The following is an 8,897-nucleotide window of genomic DNA, read 5'->3' as shown; positions in this document are numbered from 1 at the left end:
GTCATTTGTCATTAGTCATTAGTCATTAGTCATTTGTCATTAGTCATTTGTCATTTGTCATTTGTCATTGGTTATAACTCGGTTATTACGAAAACTATTTTTTTATTACGGGTCAATTACTTGTAATTGACATTGCTCAAAAATGTAATCAACTGCTTTGAATAATTGCTCTAACTCGTAAATTGTGTAAGATTTTATATTTTTTATAAATAAGCGATCGCGCAATTTGCCAAACTCCCATAGTTTGCCGTTGGAGACTATGCCAAAAATCGTCTGCCCTTCAATTCCATTAATTTTTTGGCAAGCCACCATTTCTGCACCGCATTGTCCCCAACCTGCTGTAAAATCATCTTCCTTTGCCTCGATAGCGACAAAAAAAGGCTGTTCAAACACTATCTTGCCCAGCGGAGATTTATGAGCTAAAAGATAATCGGGTATTCCCGATAAATCTTCATTGTAAGTCAAAGTGTGATGGCTCCAAAGTAACCAATTTTCCTTATATTCTAACCAAACTTCGGTTAATATTGGGGCGATTAAGTTTTCACAAATCGCTGCTTCTGAATTATCAACCACTCCTTCGGTTAAAAGAATTTCAAACCTTTGCTTAAAGTAATCGTTTAATCTGAATTCAGATTGGATAATAAAATTATTTTCTTGGTAAGTTAACTCAAAAGCCTTGATAACCATTGCCAGGTTTTGATAACCAGTGAAAGGCATTTATCATCTCCATTGTTAACTTTATGTTTCTGAAAACATTATTTATGTAGAGACGCGCCATGGCGCGTCTCTACATAGGTGCCGAAAGTCCTAAGTAGTCGGACAACAGAAAACAACACGCCTACGCCTGTGTAAGTTAACAAGCCTCAAACCCTTACAAAGGACAAATGACAAAGGACAAATGACTATAACCAATTAGCGGTCTACTGAACCCATGATTACGTCAACACTACCAAGAATCGCCATAATATCTGCTACCTTGACTCCCCGCAAAATATGGGGTATAATTTGCAAATTGTTGAAATCCGGTGGACGAATCTTCCAACGCCAAGGAAAGATATTATCATCCCCGATAATGAAAATTCCCAATTCTCCCTTTCCACTTTCCAAGCGAACATAATGTTCACCTTTGGGAATCTTAAAGGTTGGCGGAATTTTCTTGCCACTATACTGATAATCAAAATCATTCCATTGGGATTTCTTTCCTTCAGCCATACGTTTGGCTTCCAGATTTTCGTAGGGACCACCCGGTAATCCTGTTAATGCCTGACGAATAATTTTCAGGGATTCCCGCATTTCCCGAATCCGAATTAAATATCGGGCGAGACAATCCCCAGCGGTTTCCCAGTGGATGTCCCAATCAAAGTCGTCGTAACATTCGTAGTGGTCAACTTTCCGCAAGTCCCACTTCACGCCAGATCCCCGCAACATTGGACCCGACAGTCCCCAGTTAATTGCTTCGTCACGGGTAATCGTACCCACCCCTTCAACGCGACGGCGGAAAATGGGGTTGTTGGTAATTAAGCGTTCATACTCATCGACTTTCGGGGCGAAATAGTCACAAAAGTCTTCACATTTGTCAACCCACCCATAAGGAAGATCAACCGCTACTCCACCAATGCGGAAGTAATTATTATTAATCAGCCGTTGTCCGCTGGCGGCTTCCCACAAGTCGTAAATTAATTCCCGTTCCCGGAAGATGTAGAAGAAAGGCGTTTGCGCCCCCACATCAGCCAGAAAGGGTCCTAACCACAGCAGGTGATTGGCGATGCGATTCAACTCCAGCATAATCACGCGGATATAGCTGGCGCGTTTGGGTACTTCAATATCCGCTAACTTTTCTGGGGCGTTAACGGTGATCGCTTCGTTAAACATGCCCGCGGCATAGTCCCACCGACTCACGTAGGGGACATACATAATATTGGTGCGGTTCTCGGCTATTTTCTCCATACCGCGATGTAGGTAGCCGATAACCGGTTCGCAATCGATCACATCCTCCCCGTCTAAAGTGACGATTAAGCGGAGAACGCCGTGCATGGACGGATGGTGAGGACCCAAGTTGAGAACCATTGGGTCGGTTCTAGTTTCGATTTGTGCCATAGTGATATATTTTTTGGTTTGCCCAACTTCTAGCGATGACGTTGTAACATAGACATTCAGGTAATGGTCTAGGATAACGGTACAATAGCATCCTGTCCTAGAGAGCGCGATTAGCACAAGTCTTTTTCTGAATATCCCTATTGTCTATTGATTTGGGTCTCTCTCTGGATTGAATTTACCAACCCTACCGATTGACAACCGTTATTGGTCATCGCTGATCGCTTCGCTTATGTTTACTTTTGTTGCATCCCTTTAATTATATGGACTCTGAGGCGCAAGCGGCACAGTTTTTTCATCGCTCGGTATTAACTCAGGAATTAATCGCTGGATTGGCGATTCGTCCAGGTGGGCATTATTTAGACGCGACGGTGGGTGGCGGTGGACATAGTGAGTTAATTCTATCGGCTAGCCCAGATATCCGTGTTACGGCGATTGACCAAGATGCTCACGCGATCGCAGCAGCAGCAGCCCGGTTAGCACCCGATCGCGATCGCATCCATTTTTGGCGGGGGAATTTTGTGGACTATCAACCCCCCGAATCGTTATTTGACGGGATTATTGCTGATTTAGGCGTTAGTTGGGCCCAACTGGATATTCCCGATCGCGGCTTTAGTTTTCGCCATCAAGCCCCTCTAGATATGCGGATGGATCAACGTCAATCCTTAACCGCCGCCCAGATTATCAATCACTGGGATGAAACTCAACTGGCAAATATTATTTATGAGTATGGTGAGGAACGCTTATCCCGGCGGATTGCCCGGGCAATTGTGGAACGCCGCCCCTTTGAGACAACCACCCAATTAGCCGAGGCGATCGCGCGATCGGTTCCCCAAAAATACCGCTATGGTAGAATTAACCCCGCCACTCGCACCTTTCAAGCTCTTCGCATTGCTGTTAATCAAGAATTATCCTCCCTAGAAAAATTTCTCAATTGTGCGCCAACTTGGTTAAAACCAGGCGGCAGAATTGGTATTATTAGTTTTCACAGTTTGGAAGACCGTCGGGTTAAACACCATTTGCGGGATTCACCAATTTTGCGGGTGCTTACCAAAAAACCCATAACTCCACAACCCACGGAACGAGATGAAAATCCCCGCGCTCGTTCTGCCAAGTTGAGATTGGCTGAACGTCTTTGAAGGGACAAAAGACTACAGGGCTAGAGTCAGTCGATTCATCATGGGTGCTGGTAAGGGATTGGGCAAATCAGACTAGAATATTCGCTTTTTCAATGCATAGTATGACAATTTTGTCAACTATTAAGACGAAGTTAGTGTTCTAAGATACAAACAGATGGCGACGTACTTGCCGTCACCAATCTACTGTTCCTTTTTATCCCCAAGTTGGTGTCAATAAGCAGATGTTGCTGAAAAATTACTGAATATACCACTCTGGCGAAGAAATATCAGGGTAGATGCATCGGACTAAACTTAATCTGACACCAGGGAGTTCTACTCTTAGCCAGCTTAAGCTGGATATTTGGTGTTATTTCGTTTTTAAGAAAACATCTGACAAACGTTTGGATCTTCCCAAATAGACTGTTCCTTTTGTTGATGACTCACGCTTGCCCTAAATAAATTATGAGGGAAATTGTAATCGGGAGCCTCAGGGTGTCCCTAATGATGCCTATTCTTGGTTATTTGTGGTGGATCGGCTCAAAATCACAGATAGAACGACAACCGGGCTGGTTCTATATGCTGGCAGGTTACGGCTTAATTTGTCTAGATGGGTTTATGGATTTAGTTAACCATACTATTGGTTTGACCACCCTAAACCTGAATCCAATCGATACGCTGATGCCAATGACGCTGGTATATCTGGTGGGATTTGGACTGTTGGTTATCGGCTTGTACCAATGGTTACCGTTTATTGCCAAGTTGAAGAAACTGGATATTTTTTCCCATCAATACAATAACTGGGAAGAATATAATACCTGCAAATTGTACGATCAAGGCAGCACGAACGCCCAGTCGGATCAACTGAAGCAAGAGATAGCCGATTGTCTACACAATAAAGCCGAACTGCAACAGCAAGAAGCACAATTTCGGGCAATTACCCAAGCCTTTCCTGTACCTGTCGCGATCGCACAAGCCTCGGATGGCACAATTGTCTACAGTAATTCCCACGCTAACGTAATGTTTGGTGTCGCTACCTCAGAGTTAGTCGGTAACTCAATGCCCGATTTTTATGAAAATCCTGCCGACTGGCAAAGACTGTTAGCCAGATTAGAGCAAAAGGGTGTTGTCCAGAATAATCAAGTTCTTGTCCATACAATTAATGGCACGCCGTTGTGGGTAACGGTATCGATGCAGGTGTTGACCTTAAATCAGGAAAAAACAATTTTGAGTGTATTCCATGATATCAGCGATACCTATCAGCAAATTACCCAATATCAGCAAACAGAAGCCGTTCTCAAAGACAGTGAAGCTTGCTATCGGACGTTGGTCGAACAGTCTCCCGACGCGATCGCTCTCGAAAGTCAGGGTACACTGGTTTATATCAATCCTAAAGGTGTCAAACTACTGGGAGCCATTAGTCAAAACCAACTTATCGGTAAACCTTGGTCAGAGTTTAACTCTAAGGATCAGGGAAATAGGGGAGATCAGCAAGTTATTGGTTCTGAACAGACAGAGAAATTCTCTGATCACAAACGCAGGTTGAATCTACCTCACCCCCTCACATTACCCACAAAATTTATTCCCGAACAACTGGTGCAGTTAGATGGTCAGATCATTGAGGTAGAAATTGCCCGTTTACCTGCTATTTATCAAGGTCAAGGGGTAACCCAACTGGTGATTCGAGAGGTTACCCATCCAGCACAGCCAGACCGAGAACTGAGAGTACGAGCGCGTCAGCAAGCAGCCATCGCTAAATTGAGCCAACGGGCGCTTTCGGGACTGGATTTAAATACCCTGATGAACGAAGCGGTGAGTACGATTGCTCAAACCTTAGAGGTTGAGTATTGCAAAGTGTTAGAACTCCTACCCAATGGTAATGTGTTTTTACTCAAAGCGGGTGTGGGTTGGTTGCCGGGATTGGTTGGGTATGCTTTAGTCGGTGCGAACAGGAATTCCCAAGCGGGTTATACTCTGGTATGCCAAGAACCTGTCGTGGTTGAGGATCTACGGGTAGAAACTCGCTTTAGTGGACCCCCTCTGCTTTTCAATCATCGCGTAGTCAGTGGTATGAGTGTGGTGATTCCCGGTCAAGAGCAACCCTTTGGGATTTTAGGGGCGCATACCACCAGCCTGCGCCGTTTTAGTGAAGATGATATTCACTTTCTCCAGGCGGTTGCCAATGTTTTAGCCTTGGCGATTGGACATAAGCAGTCAGAGGCGAATCTCTATCTGATGCAGCGAGCGATCGCGGCGAGTAATAATGGAGTGATTATTACTGACCCCAATCAGCCGGATAACCCAGTTATTTATGTCAATCCTGCCTTTGAGTCAATGACGGGTTATACCGCACAGGAGGTGATTGGACATAATTGTCGTTTCTGGCAAGAACCTGATTATAATCAAGCCGGGGTGACTAAATTAGCGACAGCGATTCAAGAGCAACGAGAGTGCCATGTTATTTTACAGAACTATCGCAAAGATGGCAGCCTCTTCTGGAATGAACTCTATGTTTCGCCCGTCTTTGATGGGGATGGCTATTTAACCCACTTTGTCGGGATTCAAACCGATATTACTCAACGGAAGCAGGCAGAGGAAGCCCTGCGACAGAGTGAGGAAAAGCTGGAAAGTATTCTCAGATCTCTAGACGATGTGGTTTGGTCAGCGTCCCTGGAGACTCAACAGTTTATTTACCTGAATCCGGCGACAGAACGAGTTTATGGTCGCCCAATATCCGACTTTGTGGATTGTCCCAGTCTTTGGCAGTTAGTCGTTCATCCTGATGATCGCCAACGGGTGGAGATAGCATCTCAAGCGCTGATGCACCAGGGTAGTAAAGATATAGAATATAGGGTTGTACGACCGGATGGCGAAGTGCGTTGGCTACGCGATCGCGCCCGCCTAATTTACGATCACAGAGGTACTGCCATTCGTATGGATGGAATTGCTACCGATACGACCAAACGCAAACAGGCAGAGGCGGCTTTACTCAAAAGTGAGGAGCAGTTTCGCCTCACCTTTGAACTGGCTCCCATTGGCATGGCAATGACCTCCCTTGAGGGTCAATTCCTCAAGGTTAATCAGGCATTGTGTGAAGCTTTGGGTTATACGGCTCAGGAACTGCTTGCCCTCACGTTTACAGAAATTAGCCACCCGACTGAACGGGCACTCCACTTTACCCAATACCAATCGTTGTTGCAGGGGGAACTCTCTCATCTGCAAACTGAACGGCGATTAATATCAAAATCTGGCAGGTTTGTCAATGCTATTTTGAAGGTTGTGTTAGTTAGAGACGCTCAAGGTCAACCCCTGCACTACATTAGTCAGGTGGTCGATATTAGCGATCGCAAACGCATGGAGGAACAGTTACTCCACGATGCTTTTCACGATGTCTTGACCGGATTACCGAATCGGGCATTATTCATGGATCGGCTGGAGTATGCTTTGCGACGGGCAGGGCAACGCTGGGACTATTTATGTGCGGTGATTGTCTTGGATTTAGACCGTTTCAAGGTGATCAATGATAGTTTAGGGCATCTGGTCGGCGATCGACTGCTGAGTGCGATCGCCCACCGATTGCAAGGGTGTTTACGCCCCAGCGATACCTTAGCCCGGTTAGGGGGGGACGAATTTACGATTCTACTGGATGATATCCCCAATACGGGAACAGCCACGGATACCGCCAAATCGATTCATCAAACTTTGGCATCCTCATTTAACTTAGATGGGTATGAGGTGTTTGCCACCGCCAGTATTGGGATTGCCCTGAGTGGTATGGGGTATAATCGGGGGGAAGATTTGCTCCGAGATGCCGATACTGCCATGCATCGGGCAAAACTTCAGGGCACCGCTTGTTATGTCATGTTTGATACCGCCATGTCCGGTCGCGCCCTTGCCCAGTTACGTTTAGAAACTGAATTGCGATGGGCGATTGAACGCCAAGAACTTGAGGTTTATTACCAACCAATTATTTCCCTGGCGACAGGTAAAATTACCGGGTTTGAGGCACTGGTGCGTTGGCAACATCCAGAACAGGGAATGATTTCACCGGGCGCGTTTATTCCCTTAGCTGAGGAAACGGGTTTAATTATTCCTATTAGTCAGTGGGTGTTGCGAACATCCTGCTATCAGCTACGCCAATGGCAACGACAGTTTCGCCACTATCCCCCATTAACCATGAGTGTTAATTTGTCGGGGAAACAGTTTTCCCAAGCCAATTTAATTGAGCAAATTGCCCAAATTATTCAAGAGACAGATGTCAATCCCAGCACTCTCAAGTTAGAAATTACTGAAAGCGGCATTATGGAACATTCAGACTCTGCTGCTGCTTTATTGGAGCGACTTAAGGCATTGAATATTCAGCTGTACATTGATGATTTTGGCACCGGCTATTCGTCGTTAAGTCGCTTACATCAGTTTCCCATTGATGCCTTAAAAATTGACCGTTCCTTTGTCAGTCGCATGGGGGATGCGGGAGAAAATGGGGAGATTGTGCAAGCGATTGTGACCTTGGCTCACAATTTAGGTATGGATGTTGTGGCAGAAGGGATAGAAACTACTATGCAGTTAGCTCAACTGAGAGGGCGGCGATGTGAATATGGTCAGGGATACTTTTTCTCTAAACCATTGAATCGGCAAGCTGCAGAACAGTTAATGATCAATTTACCTCAGTGGTAAAGGATGAGATGGGGAGATATGCTTTCATCCAGGATGGTGTTTTCCAGGAAGTCGAAGCTTTCTTTTATGAGTATAGGCGTTGATGTTAGCTAAGGTCGGCTCCAACGTGAAAGACTCTCAACTCTCCTCATATCTAACCTTTGGATACGTAGCATCTCACACTTCTGGTTGATACTAAAGGCTTTTAATCTGTGCAATGTTAGATAGTGAACGTAATTACTCAATATTTTTTAAGAAGCACACAGGAAAAACTATGCCTGATCAGACATACAGGAAAGACCTGCCAGAAATCGATCCAACAGAAATCGAAGATTCTAGAACGGCGATTGCTGAGGAACATCGCTCGTTCCTGGAAAAGGTAATGGTAAAGGCTGGGTTTGCCGATCTGTACGATGCTAGAGACTTTACCGAAGTTGTGTTTCGCGTCATGCGCGATTTAATGACAACACAAGCGAGCGATCGCGTTGAAGCCGAACTGCATGAAGAGGCTTTGCCGACGAAAGAGAAGGCACTCCAGATGGAGGTAGCTGATCTCTGGAGAGACACCAATCCAATCGTGGGATTTTTAAGTCGGGTTCGTCCACCCTGGCAAGGGCCAGGCATTTTCAAAATCGATTCGGATCGCTTTCTGTTCCGAGTTGCTAATGAAGGAGGACTCCCACGGACAATCGAGCGAGAGCAGGCAGTTAAAGCTGTATTTAGTGCCACAAAAGACAAACTTTCTTCTGAGCGAATTCAGGAAATTGAGAGCTGGCTCCCTGACCATGTGCGCCAGCTTTGGCAAGAGGCTTAATCAGAATTGATTGTCGCTCTTTCCAGGGTCGTAGATAGACCCAAAATCAGCCTCTGGCAGAGTAATAATTAGCCAGAGGCTTGTCATCTGTCAATTGTCAATAAGGATGTCAATAAGGCTTCATCTCTGGAAATATTAATGTCGCTCAAAGCCTCATTTTCAAGGGTGTAAGACGGCTTGTTACCCTTTCAGGAGATGGAATCTGACCTTATAGACGG

The 8,897-nt window shown here is 45.4% G+C and carries 5 protein-coding genes; 3 read left to right on the top strand and 2 right to left on the bottom strand.

From position 1 onward, the window contains the following. Positions 1-105 precede the first annotated feature (105 nt). Together ACLFWI_RS21070 and ACLFWI_RS21065 are read right to left on the bottom strand one after the other, a co-directional pair. Positions 106-717: a hypothetical protein gene (locus ACLFWI_RS21070; RefSeq protein WP_446414543.1), complete on the bottom strand. Its 612-nt coding sequence runs from the start codon at positions 715-717 to the stop codon at positions 106-108. A 195-nt stretch (positions 718-912) separates the two neighbouring features. Then, positions 913-2,097 (bottom strand): NAD(P)H-quinone oxidoreductase subunit H, encoded by a 1,185-nt coding sequence (locus tag ACLFWI_RS21065; protein ID WP_446414542.1) that lies wholly within the window; start codon positions 2,095-2,097, stop codon positions 913-915. Between the two features lie 260 nt (positions 2,098-2,357). Between ACLFWI_RS21065 and rsmH the strand changes: the two genes are divergently transcribed. The 3 genes from rsmH (at position 2,358) to ACLFWI_RS21050 (ending at position 8,679) form a co-directional block, all read left to right on the top strand. Then, positions 2,358-3,233, top strand: coding sequence for a 16S rRNA (cytosine(1402)-N(4))-methyltransferase RsmH (gene rsmH, locus ACLFWI_RS21060; RefSeq protein ID WP_446414541.1), 876 nt, complete (start codon positions 2,358-2,360; stop codon positions 3,231-3,233). 480 nt (positions 3,234-3,713) lie between these two features. Next, entirely contained in the window at positions 3,714-7,886 is a 4,173-nt protein-coding gene (locus ACLFWI_RS21055; RefSeq protein ID WP_446414540.1) for a PAS domain S-box protein, read from the top strand. Positions 7,887-8,139: 253 nt separating this feature from the next. Next, positions 8,140-8,679: a DUF2267 domain-containing protein gene (locus tag ACLFWI_RS21050; RefSeq protein ID WP_446408324.1), complete on the top strand. Its 540-nt coding sequence runs from the start codon at positions 8,140-8,142 to the stop codon at positions 8,677-8,679. The last annotated feature ends 218 nt before the right edge of the window (positions 8,680-8,897 follow it).

The organism is Coleofasciculus sp. (assembly GCF_046539235.1).
Classification (GTDB): domain Bacteria; phylum Cyanobacteriota; class Cyanobacteriia; order Cyanobacteriales; family Coleofasciculaceae; genus Coleofasciculus.
This window is presented reverse-complemented; position numbering and strand designations above follow the sequence as displayed.